Here is a 16,433-nt window from a genome sequence, read left to right as displayed (position 1 = left end):
GGGGCTCGCCGGCCATTGTCGGTATGGCGCCGACCCCGCACAGGCCGCTGGGCCGCGTCGCCGCCCGCACCCTATCCCCGACCCGCGGCCATTCGCTGGAAATCCGGATCACGCTTCGGCGTCACTATCGGCACCATCGCCGGCGACGGCCGCCCTGAGCTTCTCGACCGCGTGCCGGCCGATGTCGACGGAGTTCTGGACGATTCCGGAAATCCCTTCTGCGACATCACCTCTGATGATGTCTGCGGCGTTGTCGACGATGTCCGACGCCTTCTCGACCGAATGCGCGGCGACGTCCCGTACCGCGTCGAGCGAATCCTTGGGGTTGAGTGGCATCGCGGTCTCCTCCGGTCGGTGGTTAGCCAAGACGGTAGACCTCGGCGCCAGAGGAAGCTCCCGATATCCGGGAACCCGCCCACCCTGCGCCATCGCCGGACCCTAGCCTCGTGCCATGGACGAGGTGTTCATCGTCGACCGCGTGGTGATCGCGCCCGGATGCGCGCAGCGATTCCTCGACGCCTACCTGGCCGGGTACGCGCCCGGTGCCCGTGCGCGCGGCATGACGCTGCGGGACGTCCTCGTGAGCCCGCCGATCTGGTTCGACGATCGGACCAACACCGTCACCATCACCTGGACACTGCCCGATGCCGCCGCCTGGTGGCGGATGACGTGGTGCGGCCGTTCGGACCCGAGCCTGGCCGAATGGTGGGACAGCATCAGCGATTTCGTCGTCGAGCGCGAGCGGAGTGTGGCCGGCCGGCCCGACAACGTCGTTCTGGCGGCCGATGACGCGCTGGTGGGTGCCACGGGTTCAACGGCGCTCTGCGTGACGCGCCTGGTCGACGTCGCCGAGACCGACCGCGTCCGCGTACTGGACGCGTTGCGTGTCGCGGCTCACGGCAGCGGAGCCTTCGCGCATGTCGTGGCGCCGACACTGCCGGGCACGCGCAACGGCGGCGACATCCTGGTGCACTTGCGGTTCCACGATCAGCAGTCCTGGGAGCAAAGCACATTCGATGAGGCCCTGGCCGACCCGGCTATCACCCATGTCAACGGCGCGACCTACCACGGCACACCCACACGACGCGGCTCGGGCACCGTCTACCGCACACTGCTACTGCGGGTTGATCCGGCAGTCGACGACGCGACGGTCGCCCGGTTCGAAGGCGAACTGTTGTCGATGCCGGGGTTCGTCGCCACCATTGCGGCGTGGCAGCTCAGCCGCGTCGACACCGCAATGGGCTCCAGCCCGTGGACGCACGTGTTCGAGCAGGAGTTCACCGACGTCGACGGTCTCCTGGGGCCGTACCTGATGCACCCGATCCACTGGACCGTGGTGGATCGCTGGTTCGATCCCGAGACCACCGACGTGATCGTGCGAGATCGGTTGTGCCACAGCTTCTGTGAACTGCAGTCACCGGTGCTCTGACGGCCCGCGGGCTGAGATGCGGCACGAGTACCCGATCAGCCGAAGGCGTTCAGCGGCCGCGGCAGGTTCAGGACCAACTGCGCATCCTTGGCGATGTCCAGGCTCAGGACCCGGGACGCGCCGAGCCCGTCGAGCAGGTCGCTGAGCGGGCCGCCGTTACGGGCGATGGTCACGTCGCGCGGGAAGCTGCGCTGCGCGTACGACAGCGTGTTGGACTGCACCGACGTCTGGTGCCACTGGCCGTCGACCAGATGGATCATGGTGTTGGTGCCCATGCGGGACTGCGACGGCACGTCGGTGAACTCGGGCAGCGGCGCGTGCAGCGTCACATCGGGTTTCCCTGTGGGCCCGTCGATCTCGGCGTGCACGGCGTCACTGATGTCGACGCTGATGTCGGTGCGCCACTTCGGCAGCTGGTAACCGTTGACTCCGCGAACCCGGGCGATCTCGGTGGTGACCGGTAGCGCCAGCACGTGCGCGTAGAAGTTCCTGCGCCGCACGGCATTCAGCAGTTCGAGTTCGGGCAGCAGGCCGGACACCACGCCGTGGTCTCCGGGCCTGCGGATGACGGCGGCAACGGACACCTCATCGTAGGGATCGTTGTCGCACACCGCGTACGAGAAGAACGTCAGCGCGGCGATGCCGTAACCGGGCACGGCGCGCAATGGCTCCAGCGGTGCGGGGAGCATCGCGGCCAAACGGTCCAGCGGCGCAAGCAGATTCGCCTGAACGATGCTGGCACGGTAGTAGAAGTTCGGCGCCCACAACGGCCCCACCCGTGAGTCGACCTGAACCTTCGGGATGCGCCGGAACCAGTCGATGTTGCCTACCGCGGGGTCTTGTGCCACCTCGTCCAGATTCGGGTTCGAGCGGTAGCGGTCGTAGTAACCGCCCTTCGGCACCTCGACGGTCTGGCCGGCGAATTCGACCTCGGTGAGTTGCGTAGCCATGGTGATGGACCTCGTCCTTCGTAGGGATTGACAGCTCAAGGCTGACAGCAGGCGGCCACGGTCCACAGGTGTCGGATGGCCAATAACTTGTGATAAGTGGCCAAACAGGTGTCAGGGGTAGGCAAGTGGACAACTATCGAACAGGTCCCACCTCGTTGAGCAGTTCCACCCCGTGAGCATGAGGAGACAACCATGACCGACATCAAGCCGGTGCTCGAGCCCGAGGCCCTCGCCTTCTGCCAGGCCACCGACACACCGCCATTCCCCTACCAGCTGCCGCCGGCCGAAGGCCGCAAGACGGTCGACGAGGTGCAGTCCGGCGCAGTCCAGATGCCCGACGTCGACGACGAGTGGATCACCGTCGAGGGCGGACCCACGGGCTCGGTGCAGGTCCGCATCGTCAAGCCCGCCGGGACCACCGGCCCCCTGCCGGTGATCTTCTACATCCATGGCGCGGGCTGGGTATTCGGCAACGCCCACACGCACGACCGCCTGGTCCGGGAACTGGCCGTCGGCGCCGACGCCGCCGTGGTGTTCCCCGAGTACGACCTGTCCCCCGAAGCCAAGTATCCGACCGCCATCGAGCAGAACTACGCCGCCGCACAATGGGTCTTCGCCCACGGCGCCGAAAAAGGCTTGGATTCTTCGCGATTCGCGGTGTCCGGCGATTCGGTGGGTGGCGACATGGCCGCCGTGCTCACGCTCATGGCCAAGGACCGGGGCGACGTGACGATCTGCCACCAGGTGCTGCTCTACCCCGTCACCGCGGCGGACTTCGACACGCCGTCGTATCACCAGTTCGCCGAACACTACTTCCTGAGCCGCGAGGGCATGAAGTGGTTCTGGGATCAGTACACCGAGAACGACGCGCAACGCGATGAGATCCACGCGTCACCGTTGCGTGCCACCGTCGAGCAGCTCGAAGGTCTACCACCGGCTCTGGTGATCACTGCCGAGGCTGACGTCCTGCGCGACGGCGGCGAGGCCTACGCCGCGAAACTGCGCGAGGCCGGTGTGCCTGTCGTGCAGGTGCGGTTCGGCGGCATCATCCACGACTTCATGATGCTCAATGCACTCCGTTCGACTCACGCGGCCACTGCCGCAATCAAACTCGCGCAGGACACGCTGCGCACCGCACTGCAGGAGCAGACACCATGACGACATTCGCGTCTCCGCCCGTGGCCGGCGCCCGCACCGCGCTGCTGCGCCGGATCCCAGGAGTCAAATGACCAGCAACACGTTGAGTGACGCCGGTGCCAAGCTAATGAACCGCGCACACCGGCTGATCCTGACCCTCAGCGGAAACAGGCTGTTGGCCAAGCCCTTCGGCATGGCGCTGGTGGAGTTGCATACGACAGGTCGCAAGTCCGGGCTGCCGCGGTCCTGCTATCTGACGTCGCCCGTGCACAATTCGGGTCAGGTCGTGCTCGTCGCCTCCAAGGGCGGCGACGACCGCAACCCGGACTGGTACCGCAACCTCCAGGCCAACCCCGAGTGCGAGATCGTGATAGACGGACAGCGCCGGCAGATGTCTGCGCGCACCGCAACAGCCGCAGAAAAGGCCGAGCTGTGGCCGAAGATCGTGTCCGCCTACCGGGGCTACGCCGACTACCAACGACGGACCAGCCGGGACATACCGGTCGTGATCTGCGAGCCGAGATGACCAACCAGATCATCGTTTTCGGCGCGACCGGGTATCTGGCCGCGACTGTGCGATCAGCGCCTCTCAACCACGGATCTGACGATCTGTGCGCACCCTCGACCCGAATCTGCCCGGCTCGGCGCGCCCCTAGCCGCGCCCGAGGACTTCGACGACCTTCTTGGCCGTGGCTTTCGCGGAGCCGGGGTTCTGCCCGGTCACGAGGCGACCGTCGGCAACGACGTACGAAGCGAAGGGAATGAGCCCCTTTTCGTAGAGTGCGCCGCGCTTCTTCATTTCTTCTTCGACGTTGTAGGGCACCAGCTTGTCGACGCGGGCCACGACTTCCTCGGTCCAGGAGAAGCCGGTGAGTTTGCGGCCCGCCACGAGCAGCGAGCCGTCCGAAAGCGTGGTGTTCAGCAGCCCGGCGTAGCCGTGGCAGACCGAGGACACGACTCCCCCGCGTTCGAAGATTTCCCGTGAGATACGTTGCAGTCCTTCGCTGTCCGGGAAGTCGAACATCACCGCGTGGCCGCCGGTGAAGTAGATGGCGTCGAAATCCGCCGAGTCGATGTCCGCCGGCGCGGCGGTGTCGGCCAGCAGCGCCATCTTGGCGGCGTCGGCTTTCCAGGCTTTGGCGCTCTTGTCGAAGTTGGGGAACTTCAGCGACCGCGGCTCCAGCGGCGAGAGCCCACCCTGGGGGCTGACGATGGTCTGCTCGTAGCCGGCCTCGGCGAAGACGTGGTAGGCATGCGTCAGCTCCGACAGCCACAAGCCGGTCGGCTCGGACGGGTCCTCGTAGTGCGAGACGTTGGTGACGACGTTCAGGATGCGCTTGGTCATACGGCAAGAATTCCGCAGGCGGGAATGCGGCGCTACGAGTTGGCCACTTCTCACAACTTGTTGGCCATTCATCACCTATTGCGTGAGACGGCTCGGCCCCTAGGCTCGGTACCGCAGGGTGACAGCAATCGGATTCGGCCGAATGAGGAGCATGTGAGTACGCACGATGTTCTCCGCTCACCGGCGGGGGTGGCTCTGCTCGTCGACCTCGCGACCGAACACGGAATGCCCGCCACCGCATCACTGCATGGCACGTCGCTGACCCGCTCCGCCCTCGATGACCTGGACGCCGAAGTACATCTGCGCGACGAGATCCAGATCATCACCAATATGCTTGGCGCCCTTGATGTCCCCGGCCTCGGCATCGAAGCCGGGCTGCGCTGCCATGCCGCCTCGCCCGGAATCTGGGGCCTGGCGTTGATGAGCTCGCGCACGTTGGGCGAGGCGATGCAGGTGGGCGTATCGCTGGCTGCGCTCAGTTTCTGCCTGTGCCGGCTCACGGTGTCGCCCGACATGACGGACGGCTACGGCCGGCTGATTCTCGACCCGTCCCACCTGCCGTCCGACCTGCGTCAGTTCGCCGTCGAGCGCGACAGCACCGGTATCCAGACGCTGCAGCGTGACCTGCTCATGTCATCGGACGCCCAGCTGCAGGTCGCGTACACCACCGAGCGGCCCGCGGACGACATCGTGCGGAAGTACGTCGACATCTTCGGCGTCGAGCCCGAGTTCGGCGCACCGCAGAACTGCCTCATCGTCAGCCTCGACGCGTTGAACAAACCACTGCCCCAGGCGAACCAGTACGCGCGCTCGATGGCCGAGAAGCAAGCCATCGAACTGCTGCGACAGCGGTCTGCGCGTGCCGGTGTCGCGGGCCTCCTGCGCGACATGATGCTGTCGAGTCCGGCGCCCGTGCTGACACTCGACGAGGCCGCACGGCAGCTGACTGTCAGCGCGCGCACGCTACGCCGGCACCTCGCTCAGGAGGGGGTGTCGCTGCGCGATCTGCAGGAGGAAACCCGTGAGGCACTCGCCGAGGAACTGGTCGCGAGCGGGATGCCCGTTGCCGAAATAGCCGACCGCCTCGGCTATTCGCAGACCTCCAGCTTCACGCAGGCGTTCCGCCGGTGGAAGGGCGTCGGGCCCCGCGAGTACCGCGAGCGATTGCGCGACCGATGACGACGCTTGACCTGCACTCCAACCGGTCTGCCGCGAGCTTGACGGTGATGCTCGACTGGGCCGCCGACTTCGGCTTGACCGCGCAGCAATGCCTCGCCGGCACCAGGATCCCGCCCGCGGCGATTCGCGTTCCCGATGCCGAGGTCACCGCGCAGCAGGAACTCAGGGCCATCACCAATATCGTTGCCGCGTTGGGTGATCAGCCCGGCCTCGGCCTGCAAGCGGCGGCCCGGTACCCGGTCACGGCGTTCGGGCTGTGGGGATTCGCCATCCTGACCAGTCCGACCTTGGGTGAGGCGATCGATGTCGCTGTGCGATTCGTCCAATTGAGTTACGCCTTCTGCACTTTCGAGACCCGCCGACACGGTGACGATCTGACGATCGTGATCGACGCCCGGGCCGTGCCGGCACCGATCCGCAGGTTCGTCCTGGAGCGCGACGCAGCGGCCATCCCCAACCTGTACCAGGAAATTCTGGGCGCCACCCCGCCGCCGAGCCGCATCAGCTTCGCCCTCCCCGATCCGGGGCCAGCCGTGACGTTCTATGAAGACATGTTCGGCTCGACGCCGGAATTCGATGACACCGAAACATCGGTCACCATCGAGTCCGGCTTGCTGAACATTCCTCTGCCGCAAGCCAGTAGCCACACCGCCAAGCTCACCGAGCAGCAGTGCCGGATGCTGCTCGAACAGCGGGAAGCCCGTACCGGCCGGGCCGGCCTGGTCCGTGACCTGCTGCTGGCCGACCCAGCCAACCCGCCGAGCCTGGCCCAGGTGGCGGACCGACTCTCGTGCAGTACCCGAACGCTGCGCCGCCAATTGGAGGCCGAGGGCACGTCGTTCCGGAAACTGCTCGACGAAGTGCGTCACCACCTCGGGACGGAGTTGTTGCAGAGCGGCATGACGGTCGAGCAGGTGTCCAACCGGCTGGGCTACACCGATGTCAGCAATTTCTCCCACGCCTTCCACCGCTGGAACGGCTCCAGCCCGCGGGCTTACCTGGCACGCCGGAAGACCTACCCGAACAGACCCACGAGAAGTACCGGGCGATAACCCCGACCACAGTCCGTCAATCACAACCAACCAAGGAGGAACGCATGTCCGTTGTACTCATCACCGGTTGTTCGAGCGGCATCGGCGAGGCGACCGCGGCCGATCTGGTGGCACACGGCCACACTGTCTATGCCACGGCCCGGCGTCCGGAGACACTGAAGGCGCTGGCAGGCAAGGGATGCCACACCCTGGCGCTCGACGTCACCAACGAAGAGTCGATGGCCGCCGCGGTGGCCGCCGTGGAGGACGAAGCCGGCTCGATCGACGTCCTGGTGAACAACGCGGGCTACTCACAATCCGGCGCCGTGGAGTCGATTCCGCTCGACAACATCCGAAAACAGTTCGAAACCAATGTGTTCGGGCTCATCAGGATGAGTCAACTGGTGCTGCCGGGCATGCGCACGGCCGGCAGCGGACGCATCATCAACATCGGGTCGATGGGCGGGAAGCTCACCTTCCCCGGCGGGGGCATCTACCACGCCACCAAGTACGCCGTCGAAGCCATCTCCGACGCCATGCGGTTCGAGGTCCAGGGGTTTGGCGTCCAGATTGTGCTCATCGAACCCGGGCTGATCACCACAGGTTTCGCCGACACCGCCGTCGGGTCGGTCGACGGCCTGAACGACGGACCGTACGCCGAATTCAATTCCCGGGTCGGCACTGTCACCGCCGACATCTACGCCGGCAGTATCGCGAAGTTCCTGGGCGGCAACCCGGATTCGGTCGCCGAGGTGGTCCGCAAGGCCATCGAAGCCAAACGGCCGAAGGCCCGTTACACCGTCACACCCAGCGCAACGCTGAGCATACTGCAACGCCAACTGACCCCGGACAAGTTCTGGGACCTTGCCATGCGCACCCAATTCCCCGTCCCTGGAGGTAAATAAGTATGTACGCGACAACTCTCAACGGCCACGGTGAGCCCGAGGTGATGGAGTGGGCCAAGGTCGACGACCTTCCTGCGCCCGGGCCCGGTCAGGTGGCCATCGACGTTGTGGCGGCCGGCGTCAACCGCGCCGACGTCATGCAGCGCATGGGCTTCTACCCGCCCCCACCGGGCGCCAGCGACATCCCGGGCCTCGAGGTTTCCGGCTACATCGCCGAAGTCGGTGCCGGAGTGCAGGATTGGGCACCCGGTGATGCGGTGTGCGCTCTGCTCGCCGCAGGCGGGTACGCCGAACGCGTCAACGTCGCCGCCAGTCATGTGCTGCCCGTGCCGCAGGGCGTGAGCGTCATCGCCGCCGCGGCGCTGCCGGAAACTGCGGCCACCGTGTGGTCGAACGTCGTCATGACCGGAGGCCTGCAGAGCGGGCAGACTCTGCTGATCCACGGCGGCGGCAGCGGAATCGGCACGCACGCAATACAAGTCGGCCGCGCACTCGGGGCCAACGTGGCGGTGACGGCCGGCACACAATTCAAGCTGGACGCCTGCCGCGAACTCGGCGCGCAGACGTTGATCAACTATCGCGACCAGGATTTCCCGGCGGTGGTCAACGCCGAATACTGTGGCGCCGACGTCATTCTCGACATCATGGGCGGCAGTTACCTCGGCAAGAATGTCGACGCCCTCGCCGAGAACGGCCACCTGACCATCATCGGCTTACAGGGTGGCGCCGTCGCCGAACTGAATCTCGGCACGCTGCTGTTCAAACGAGGATCGGTACATGTGACGAACCTGCGCCGCCGGCCGGAGGAAGGCCCCGGCTCCAAAGCCGAGATCATCAGCGCGCTGCGGCAGCATCTGTGGCCACTGATCGACGCCGGAGCGGTGGTGCCTGTCGTCGCGGCGGAGGTGCCGATCACCGACGCCCCTGAGGCGCACCGCCTGCTCGACTCCGACAAGAGCGTCGGAAAGGTGCTGCTGACCGTCCGGGATGCCGACTAGCAGCCCAAATCACTGCCACGCCGAATGCGGTCGGCGACGATTCGCTCGACCAACAGTGGGACGAACGCTTGAATGCAGGCATCCGCGAACTGCATCGCAGTCTCCCGGCACCAGCTCGCGATCTCCGCATCCCGCGCGGTATCGTGGCGCCCCTCGCGAAGAGCGAGTTTCGCCGCAACGTGGGCAATCCAGTCCGTACCCGCGGTGTCACGGGACTGCCGCGTCCCGAATTCGGTCGCCACCGACCCTTGTCTGGTTGCCGACTGGGTGCGCCGGATCGGCTCATGCAGCACCTGGGTCATGACTGCCCTACCGTCAGCAGCTCGGTCGAACTCTGGTGGCAAGCTGTTCCATTGCCACGTGATGGGCGGTAGGCCGGCCGGACGAACAACAGTGTGCAGTCCGAACCTTTCAAGGTCTCGCGCATTTCGTCGCTGGTCAGTTCCGCAACCAAGTCCCGGTCGTCTCCCGGCACGATGACAAGCTGGTCGATGCATGCACTCTGCCGAAGCAAGTTGCTCAGATGCCCCGGCATCGCGAGGGTGACCGACTCGAGGTAACTGTTGTCCGCGGCCCTCAAATACCGCTCCAGAGCGGCGTGCACCGGATTTCTGAGATCGACCGGCTCACCCGAATGCGACCAGGGCTCCAGCATCAGAATCGGCGCATCACGCCATGCCGAATCAGACTCGGCAGCCTTCAATACGGCTGCGGCAGAGGCTGATTCGTCCAGGACGGCCACGATCCACTTGCGATGGTCGAACTCGCGATGTTTCCGCCGGATGATCGCGACCGAGCCTGGCGCGCTCCGGGCCACCTCAACAGCCGTCGATCCGCGCGGAGCATCAGGCGTGTCATGTGTTCCGCGGTCGCCGACGCACACCACAGCCGCCTGGCGGGACTCATCGGCAAGGCATTCAGCCGGGCTGCCCGAGAGAATCTCTGATTCGAGCTTCACGTCGACGCGTGTAGCGGTCACGGCTTTCCACGCCTTGTGCAACGCGTGCTGAGCGCGGTCGATGCTCTCCTGGCTGTCGGCATGATCCGAGTCGATGACGTAGACCAGCCGCAACGTGGTGTCCCGGCTCGCCGCCTCGAGTGCGGCCCAGCGCGCAGCGCGCACCGCATGTTTGGAACCGTCGATGCCGACGACGACCGGGTTGACCGGGGCTTGGATGTTCATCAAAGGTCCTTGTGCCGTAGTGGTCATGCAGCTCTCCGATGACATCTGACCGCACTGCTCGAACACGGCATAGTGTCGAAGGTCCTCGCGGGATCCGAAAAGTGCTCTGTCGACACCCGATGACGTGCTTGACCGCCAACGGGCGAGGTAATGATGACTTCCGACCCTGTGCGAAGCGTCCGAACCGTCGCAGGCTTCAAGGTGCACCTCGCTGTTGTCGAGAAGGACGCCGCATGACGAAAGCCACTATTTCCCTCGCGGAAATCGAAGATGCGGTACTTCTGGCCTGCAGAGCGCCGTCGATCCACAACAGCCAGCCGTGGAATTGGGTGCTCGAATCCGCCACGCTGAAGCTGTATCTCGACGCCGGCTGGCTGGTTACCACCGACGGTTCAGGCCGCCAGGCACTGTTGAGCTGCGGCGCGGCCTTGGACCATCTCCGCGTGGCGATGGCCGCAACTGGCTGGACCACCAAGGTCGAGCGCTTTCCCGACCCCGAGAACCACCGGCACCTCGCCGACATCCGCTTCCAGTCGGCCGCCGGCGTCACACCGGCACAGCGACGGGCAGCAGACGCGATATTGTGCCGGCGATCCGATCGACTTCCGTTCGGCGCAGTGACAGACCGGCCCGCGTTGGTCGAAATGCTGCGGCTGGCAACGGTGAATCACCCGGCACAGGTTGACGTCCTGACCGCCCGACAACGCACCGAAGTAGCCCAGGCCTCACATCTCACCGATGCGCTACGGATGTACGACGCCGCGTATCACGCCGAATTGGACTGGTGGACTTCGTCTTTTGAGAGTACAACCGGTATTCCACACAGTGCGTTGTTGTCGGCTGCAGAAGGTGATCGGGTTGACATCGGACGCTCGTTCCCGGTTTCCCATGTCCGCGAGCGTCGCCAACATGCCGGCGATGACCAGGCCACCGTGGTGGTCATCTCCGCACTCGGCGATACGCGCGAGGACATCTTGGCGTGCGGCGAGACGTTGTCGGCAGTGCTGCTCGAAGCCACCGTCGCGGGCCTAGCCAGTTGCACGCTCACCCACCTGACGGAGCACCCGGCCACCTGCGACATCATCAGCGCGCTCACCGGCCATCCCCTGCCCCAGGTTTTGGTCCGCATCGGCACCGCCCCAGCCCTGGAGGACGTCCCGCCACCGACACCGCGACGCCAGCTGGCGGATGTTTTCCGCTTCCGGCCACATGGCTCTGATGACCGGAAGTGATGGCGGAGCGCTGGATGTGCGCCTGGCGGCCGCCCACTTGCGATACAGTCGGCCCGCTACGCACAGTGCAGCCGCAAGCGCTACACCCGTTGCCAGTTGCTTCTTCATATCGTCGACGATGACAAGTCGCCAGCCCGCTCATAGGGCACATGGACCCACGGTCAGGCAACTAGGGACCAATGCCCCTGCCGCGGACACGGTCACCGCACCTACCGTCGACGAATACTCAGCTCGGGGATGTCAGAAGGGTGTGAAGATGTACAAGTCAGCTTCACCGTCATCGGCCGTCGTGGTCGGCATCGACGGCTCGCGGTGGTCGGTCGACGCTGCCTTGTGGGCGGTCGATGAAGCCGTCAGCCGCGATGTGCCCCTGCGCCTGCTCTACGTGGTCGAGCCACGCGGCCATGGTGCCGTCGATCCGCAGCAGGAAGCTCAAGACCTGGCGTGCGCGGACGTCTCCGTACGGCGCGCGCTGGTCGCGGTCGAGTCCACCAAGAAGCCGGTCAAAGTCGAATGGGAAGTACTGCAAGGGCATCCCTCCCGCGTCCTGTTGGACGCCAGCCGATCTGCTGATCTGCTGTGTCTCGGCTCGCTCGGCATCGCGCATGCCACAGGGCACCGACTCGGTTCCACCGCGGCGACATTGGCCACGTCCGCGCCGTGCCCGGTGGCCATCGTCCGCGGCGGCAACCACCATGGGGTGATGCAGCCCCGGCATGTCGTCGTCGAAGTCGATGAAAGTCCGGACAGCACCGTCGTTCTCGAGACCGGGATCAGCGAGGCCCGGCTGCGCCAAGCGCCCCTGACGGTGCTCGCGGCGCGACAGAACGCACCGTCGGACGGTCGGGACAAAGTGCAGGACGACGGCGTGCAGGCACGTCTGGACAAACGTCTGGCCCGGCACCGACTGGCCAACCCGGACGTCGAGTTCAACCCCGTCGCAATCCGTGGTTCCACGATCAATTATCTTGATCGCCAGGCCGATTCGATCCAGTTGCTGGTGATCGGCAGGCATCGCAGGCCCGGGATGGGTGAGATCGTGGGAACCGCACGCTCGACCTCGCCCCAGGTGAACTGCACGGCACTGATTTGCCAACATAATCAGCGTCTGTAGCCGGAGCCTGGCCTATCGTCATGGGCAGGACATCATCACTGAAAGCACGCCGGCGGCGCGCAGAAGGGCACACGAATGGTCACAGTATTCCTCGTCGATGACCATGAAGTCGTGCGCCGTGGACTCATCGACCTGTTGAGTGCGGACCCGGATTTGCAGGTCATCGGCGAGGCCGGCACCGTGGCGCATGCCATGGCGCAGATTCCCGCGCTCAGACCCGATGTCGCCGTCCTCGATGTGCGTCTGCCGGACGGCAACGGCATCGAGCTGTGCCGCGATCTGCTGTCGCGGCTGCCCGACCTGCGGTGTCTGATGTTGACGTCGTTCACCTCTGACGAGGCCATGCTCGACGCCGTCCTGGCCGGCGCGAGCGGATATGTCATCAAGGACATCAAAGGCATGGAACTGGCCGAGGCGATCAAGGCCGTCGGCGCCGGACGGTCCCTGCTGGACAATCGTGCCGCCGCGGCGTTGATGGCGAAGCTGCGCAACGCCGCCGAGCGCTCCGACCCGCTTTCGGGCCTGACCGATCAGGAACGGGTGCTGTTGGATCTGCTCGGTGAGGGCTTGACCAACAAGCAGATTGCCGCCCGAATGTTCCTGGCGGAGAAGACGGTCAAGAACTACGTGTCGCGCCTCCTCGCCAAACTCGGCATGGAACGTCGAACCCAGGCCGCGGTGTTCGTGTCGAAGCTGGACCGGCCGCGGCGCACTGACGACTGATATGCCCGCGGCGTCAAATTCCTGGCGCGCGACTGCCGCGATGGCAGAATCACCGATGTGACAAGCGAAGACAGCAGCGCCGGCCATCCGCTGCGAGCGCCGCTATCGGGACTCCGGCTGCGTGAGCTTCTCAGTGAAGTCCAGGACCGCGTCGAACAGATCATCGAGGGCCGTGACCGGCTCGACGGTCTGGTCGAGGCGATGCTCACGGTCACGTCCGGTCTGGAACTGGACGAGACGCTGCGCACCATCGTGCACACCGCGATCGAGCTGATCGACGCCCGGTACGGCGCTCTCGGGGTCCGGGGCACCGACCACGAGCTCGTCGAATTCGTCTACGAGGGCATCGACGAGGAAACTCGTTGCAAGATCGGCCCGCTTCCCCAAGGGCGCGGCGTGCTCGGCGTACTGATCGATGAGCCGAAACCCATTCGGCTGGAAGACATTCGTACCCACCCTGCCTCGGTGGGGTTTCCCGAGAACCACCCACCCATGCGTACGTTCCTCGGTGTACCGGTGCGCATCCGCGACGAAGTCTTCGGCAACCTGTATCTGACAGAGAAGGCGTCCGGGCAGCCCTTCAGCGAAGACGACGAAGTTCTCGCACAGGCACTGGCCGCGGCGGCCGGCATCGCCATCGACAACGCACGGCTCTACCGCCAGTCGCAGCAACGCCAGGCCTGGATCGAGGCCACCCGCGATATCGGTACCGCCCTGCTCTCCGGAACCGAGCCGTCGCGGGTGTTCCGCCAGATCGCAGCGGAAGCACGCTCCCTGACAGACGCGGATGCGACGCTGATCGCGGTTCCCGAGGACGACGATGCGCCGACCAGCGAGATCACCGAACTGCAGGTCATCGACGTCGTCGGCGATGTCCGCGCATCATCGCTGGAGGCTCCGGGGGCCGACGGACCCATCGGCCGGGCGTTTCACGATCGGACGCCCCTGATCTGCCGGGCCGCGGAGTTGCCCGAAGAGATATCGGCCGACATGGCGTCGGCACTGGTGCTGCCCCTGCGCACCACCGAGAGCGTCATCGGCGTGCTGCTCGTGCTGCGGCGTGCGGGCCGGCCGGACTTCACTCCGGATCAGCTGGACACGATGGCCGCGTTCGCCGACCAGGCCGCGCTGGCTTGGCAGCTCGCCGCCAGCCAGCGTCAGAAGCGCGAGCTGGACGTGCTGGCAGATCGCGACCGCATTGCCCGCGACTTGCACGATCACGTCATCCAGCGACTGTTCGCGGTCGGTCTCACGCTCCAGGGCGCGATCCCACGCGCCAAATCCAGCGATGTGCAGCGGCGCATCACCGACTGCGTCGACGACCTCCAGGAAGTGATCACCGAAATCCGCACGGCGATCTTCGATCTGCACGGCAGCACCGCCTCCACCACCCGGTTACGTCAGCGCCTCGATGCCGCTGTCGCCTCATTCTCCAGCCACGAACTGCACACCACGGTCCGCTACGACGGCCCGCTATCGGTCATCGAGCCAGACCTGGCCGATCACGCCGAGGCCGTCGTCCGGGAAGCGGTGAGCAACGCCGTGCGTCACGGCAAGGCCAGCGCCGTCAGCGTCACCGTCAACGTCGACAACGACTTGCGGATCGAGGTCACCGACAACGGTCAGGGACTGCCCGACGGAATCACCGAAAGTGGCCTCGCGAACCTTCGCCGACGGGCGCAGGACACCGGCGGCGACATGACCCTCGAACCCGGCGTCGACGCCGGCACAGTCCTGCGGTGGTGGGCGCCGCTGCCCTGACGGGCGAGTCAGCCGTCGAGGACCAATGCCCTTGGCCGCCAACGAAGACAGGCCCGCTCCACCGCACGCGCTCGTCGGCAAAGGCCCTACGGCAAGTGACGTAATGCTCTGTCGCTCGTGTCGGGCCACCTGCAGGATCGTCGTATGAGAAACGAGCAGTGGGCGCGACCTGAATCGCTCCGCGTCGATCTCGACGACAGGTCTTGCGAGGTGAATCAGATGTCCGAGACGTTCCCCGATCATCAGACGATTTGCGCAGCCATGGCGCTGGCAACGCGTGCCCCCTCGGTCCACAACACGCAGCCGTGGCGGTGGCGGATCGGCTCGAACAGTGTGCACCTGTATGCGGAGTCGTCACTGCACCTGATTCATACCGACCCAGACGGACGCGACCTGTTGATCAGTTGCGGTGCGGCCCTGCACCACGCGACCGTGGCCTTCCACGCGCTGGGCTGGCAGCCGGCGGTGCGCAGATTCCCCAACCCGGCCGAACCCGATCATCTCGCCGCGATCGAGTTGACGCCCTGCACCCCGGAGCAACCCGACATCGCGCTCGCCGCCGCGATTCCGCGGCGCAGAACCGACAGGCGCTACTACAGCGGCTGGCCCGTGCCACTCGGCGACATCGCTCTGATGACCGCGCGTGCCGCCCGTCTGGGCATCGGACTCCGCCGGGTGAAGCTCAATGACGTCCTCACAAGTGCACTGCGCCAAGCTGTTTCGCATCATGTGCACGATCCGGACTATCTCACCGAACTGACGGTCTGGAGCGGGCGCTACGCGTCCGTCGCCGGAGTGCCCGCTCGAAGTACGCCCACACCCGACCACAGCGCCGCGCTGCCCAGCCGCATCTTCGCCGGACCCGTGCTCAACCAGGCCGCAGGTACGACGGCCACCGATGACAACGGTTCGCTACTGGCGCTCGGCACCACGACCGACGCTCCGATCGATCGACTGCGGGCCGGCGAAGCAACGAGCGCAGTTCTGCTGACTGCCACCGCACAGGGACTGTCCACGTGCCCTGTCACAGAGGCATTGGAGAATCCCGCGTGCCGAGCCATCGTCCGGTCGGACGTTTTCGGCGACGAGTTGTTCCCGCAGATGCTCATCCGGGTCGGCTGGGCACCCCTCAACGCCGATCCGCTGCCCGCGACCCCGCGCCGAGCGCTGACGGACGTCATTTCCCTTCTGCACGAAGACGACCCGGCGATGGGCTCACAGGCAGCTGGCGACGAGGAGGCGGATCGATGATCGCGCACCGCACCCGGATGTTCGCCCGGGTGCTCGGGCCCTACCTCGTCGTCGCGGCCGCTTCACTCGTCACCCGGGCCGATTACGTCAAGACACTGCTGCACACGTTCGGGGACAAGGGTCTGCTGCACGATCAGGTGACAGTTTCGGTCACGCGGCCTGACTGGCCGGTGTGGTCATGATTGCTTCGAATTC

At 65.8% G+C, this 16,433-nt stretch carries 18 protein-coding genes; 13 read left to right on the top strand and 5 right to left on the bottom strand.

The features are described 5' to 3' along the window. Positions 1 to 108: 108 nt before the first annotated feature. Positions 109 to 336: a hypothetical protein gene (locus ACJH6I_RS14855; RefSeq protein ID WP_318984914.1), complete on the bottom strand. Its 228-nt coding sequence runs from the start codon at positions 334 to 336 to the stop codon at positions 109 to 111. Positions 337 to 451: 115 nt separating this feature from the next. Between ACJH6I_RS14855 and ACJH6I_RS14850 the strand changes: the two genes are divergently transcribed. After that, positions 452 to 1,429: a Dabb family protein gene (locus ACJH6I_RS14850; protein ID WP_318984913.1), complete on the top strand. Its 978-nt coding sequence runs from the start codon at positions 452 to 454 to the stop codon at positions 1,427 to 1,429. A 35-nt stretch (positions 1,430 to 1,464) separates the two neighbouring features. Here ACJH6I_RS14850 and ACJH6I_RS14845 read toward each other — a convergent pair whose 3' ends face one another. Next, a complete protein-coding gene (locus ACJH6I_RS14845; protein ID WP_318984912.1) occupies positions 1,465 to 2,379 on the bottom strand; it encodes an acetoacetate decarboxylase in 915 nt (304 codons plus the stop codon). 192 nt (positions 2,380 to 2,571) lie between these two features. Between ACJH6I_RS14845 and ACJH6I_RS14840 the strand changes: the two genes are divergently transcribed. Continuing rightward, a complete protein-coding gene (locus ACJH6I_RS14840) occupies positions 2,572 to 3,537 on the top strand; it encodes an alpha/beta hydrolase (protein ID WP_318984911.1) in 966 nt (321 codons plus the stop codon). Between the two features lie 67 nt (positions 3,538 to 3,604). Next, positions 3,605 to 4,042, top strand: a complete 438-nt coding sequence (locus ACJH6I_RS14835; protein WP_318984910.1) for a nitroreductase family deazaflavin-dependent oxidoreductase — start codon at positions 3,605 to 3,607, stop codon at positions 4,040 to 4,042. Between the two features lie 126 nt (positions 4,043 to 4,168). On the opposite strand, the gene ACJH6I_RS14830 is transcribed toward ACJH6I_RS14835, so the two are convergent. Beyond that, positions 4,169 to 4,861, bottom strand: coding sequence for a type 1 glutamine amidotransferase domain-containing protein (locus tag ACJH6I_RS14830; RefSeq protein WP_318984909.1), 693 nt, complete (start codon positions 4,859 to 4,861; stop codon positions 4,169 to 4,171). A gap of 153 nt (positions 4,862 to 5,014) precedes the next feature. Here ACJH6I_RS14830 and ACJH6I_RS14825 point away from each other — a divergent pair, with 153 nt between their 5' ends. From ACJH6I_RS14825 to ACJH6I_RS14810, 4 genes are read left to right on the top strand one after another with little or no spacing between them, the layout of a single operon-like run. Next, entirely contained in the window at positions 5,015 to 6,040 is a 1,026-nt protein-coding gene (locus tag ACJH6I_RS14825; RefSeq protein WP_318984908.1) for an AraC family transcriptional regulator, read from the top strand. Further along, positions 6,037 to 7,092, top strand: a complete 1,056-nt coding sequence (locus tag ACJH6I_RS14820) for an AraC family transcriptional regulator (protein ID WP_318984907.1) — start codon at positions 6,037 to 6,039, stop codon at positions 7,090 to 7,092. Before ACJH6I_RS14825 ends, ACJH6I_RS14820 begins: the two co-directional genes overlap by 4 nt. A 44-nt stretch (positions 7,093 to 7,136) precedes the next feature. Then, positions 7,137 to 7,976, top strand: a complete 840-nt coding sequence (locus ACJH6I_RS14815; protein WP_318984906.1) for an oxidoreductase — start codon at positions 7,137 to 7,139, stop codon at positions 7,974 to 7,976. 2 nt (positions 7,977 to 7,978) lie between these two features. After that, positions 7,979 to 8,974 (top strand): NAD(P)H-quinone oxidoreductase, encoded by a 996-nt coding sequence (locus ACJH6I_RS14810; protein ID WP_318984905.1) that lies wholly within the window; start codon positions 7,979 to 7,981, stop codon positions 8,972 to 8,974. Here the strand turns inward: ACJH6I_RS14810 and ACJH6I_RS14805 are convergent. After that, on the bottom strand, positions 8,971 to 9,216 hold the full coding sequence (locus ACJH6I_RS14805) for a three-helix bundle dimerization domain-containing protein (RefSeq protein ID WP_406784243.1): 246 nt from the start codon (positions 9,214 to 9,216) through the stop codon (positions 8,971 to 8,973). The two genes, ACJH6I_RS14810 and ACJH6I_RS14805, sit on opposite strands and share 4 nt — an antisense overlap. Positions 9,217 to 9,272: 56 nt before the next feature. Further along, positions 9,273 to 10,157: a universal stress protein gene (locus ACJH6I_RS14800; protein WP_318984903.1), complete on the bottom strand. Its 885-nt coding sequence runs from the start codon at positions 10,155 to 10,157 to the stop codon at positions 9,273 to 9,275. Between the two features lie 233 nt (positions 10,158 to 10,390). Between ACJH6I_RS14800 and ACJH6I_RS14795 the strand changes: the two genes are divergently transcribed. The 6 genes from ACJH6I_RS14795 to ACJH6I_RS14770 all read left to right on the top strand — a co-directional run bounded on the left by ACJH6I_RS14795 (position 10,391) and on the right by ACJH6I_RS14770 (position 16,420). Then, positions 10,391 to 11,389 carry an Acg family FMN-binding oxidoreductase gene (locus ACJH6I_RS14795; protein ID WP_318985109.1) on the top strand — a complete coding sequence of 333 codons (999 nt, stop codon included), beginning with the start codon at positions 10,391 to 10,393 and terminating at the stop codon, positions 11,387 to 11,389. A 289-nt stretch (positions 11,390 to 11,678) separates the two neighbouring features. Then, complete coding sequence (locus ACJH6I_RS14790) at positions 11,679 to 12,503, top strand: universal stress protein (RefSeq protein ID WP_406784242.1); 825 nt, start codon at positions 11,679 to 11,681, stop codon at positions 12,501 to 12,503. 75 nt (positions 12,504 to 12,578) lie between these two features. Continuing rightward, positions 12,579 to 13,226 carry a hypoxia response regulator transcription factor DosR/DevR gene (gene dosR, locus ACJH6I_RS14785; RefSeq protein WP_135355999.1) on the top strand — a complete coding sequence of 216 codons (648 nt, stop codon included), beginning with the start codon at positions 12,579 to 12,581 and terminating at the stop codon, positions 13,224 to 13,226. A 48-nt stretch (positions 13,227 to 13,274) separates the two neighbouring features. Continuing rightward, the gene (locus ACJH6I_RS14780; protein WP_406784275.1) at positions 13,275 to 14,987 is read left to right on the top strand and encodes a GAF domain-containing protein; all 1,713 of its coding nucleotides are present in this window, start codon (positions 13,275 to 13,277) and stop codon (positions 14,985 to 14,987) included. Positions 14,988 to 15,206: 219 nt separating this feature from the next. Continuing rightward, entirely contained in the window at positions 15,207 to 16,238 is a 1,032-nt protein-coding gene (locus ACJH6I_RS14775) for an Acg family FMN-binding oxidoreductase (RefSeq protein WP_135356001.1), read from the top strand. Then, positions 16,235 to 16,420 carry a hypothetical protein gene (locus ACJH6I_RS14770; RefSeq protein ID WP_406784241.1) on the top strand — a complete coding sequence of 62 codons (186 nt, stop codon included), beginning with the start codon at positions 16,235 to 16,237 and terminating at the stop codon, positions 16,418 to 16,420. Before ACJH6I_RS14775 ends, ACJH6I_RS14770 begins: the two co-directional genes overlap by 4 nt. The last annotated feature ends 13 nt before the right edge of the window (positions 16,421 to 16,433 follow it).

It is taken from the genome of Mycobacterium sp. SMC-13, assembly GCF_045311035.1.
Taxonomy (GTDB): Bacteria; Actinomycetota; Actinomycetes; order Mycobacteriales; family Mycobacteriaceae; genus Mycobacterium.
Note: the sequence above shows the minus strand (reverse complement) of the source record. Positions and strands in the feature narration are given on the sequence as shown.